Below are 769 nucleotides of genomic sequence, written 5' to 3' on the forward strand. Positions count from 1 at the left end.
AAGACTGGTGAGATCGACAAGATTGACGGTCCATATTACTTCTTCAAAATGCTGCAAAAAATTCGTAACACTTTACCAAAGTGGATGCCTACTATTGGTATTGAAGGTGGCCGCATTAACGTTGTGCCGGTCGACTTTATTGTTGATGCAATTGATCATATTTCCCATGCAGATGGTGAAGATGGAAAATGTTTCCATTTGACTGACCCAGACCCACACAAGGTTGGTGAGGTTCTAAATATTTTTGCCGAAGCTGGTCATGCGCCAACCATGACAATGCGTGTTGATTCTCGCATGTTTGGTTTTATTCCTTCAATGGTTAGGAATGGCCTAAAGAACCTTCCTCCTGTTAAGCGTATTACGAGTGCGGTTTTAAATGATTTTGGTGTTCCAGAGTCGGCAATGGGTTTTATCAATTACCCAACAAAGTTCGACTCTCGCGAAACAGAGCGTGTATTGAAAGGATCAGGAATCGAAGTTCCTCGTCTAGAATCCTACGCACCTGCTATTTGGGATTTTTGGGAGCGTAACCTAGACCCAGATTTACATAAAGATCGTTCCTTAAAAGGTACTGTTGGTGGAAAAGTTTGTGTTGTCACGGGTGCAACATCGGGTATCGGATTGGCGACTGCGCATAAATTGGTAGATGCTGAGGCAATCGTATGTATCGCTGCTAGAACGCAAGAGACTCTGGACGAAGTTAAGGCTGAGCTACAAGCAAAAGGTAAGGGTGAAGTGCATGCTTATCGTTGCGACTTCGCGGACATGA

The 769-nt window shown here is 44.0% G+C and carries 1 protein-coding gene; it reads left to right on the forward strand.

The features are described 5' to 3' along the window. Positions 1-769 (forward strand): SDR family NAD(P)-dependent oxidoreductase (locus tag A3729_RS33765; RefSeq protein WP_156497611.1); only part of this gene is annotated, 769 nt, incomplete at both ends.

The sequence above is a fragment of the Oleiphilus sp. HI0043 genome, from assembly GCF_001634935.1.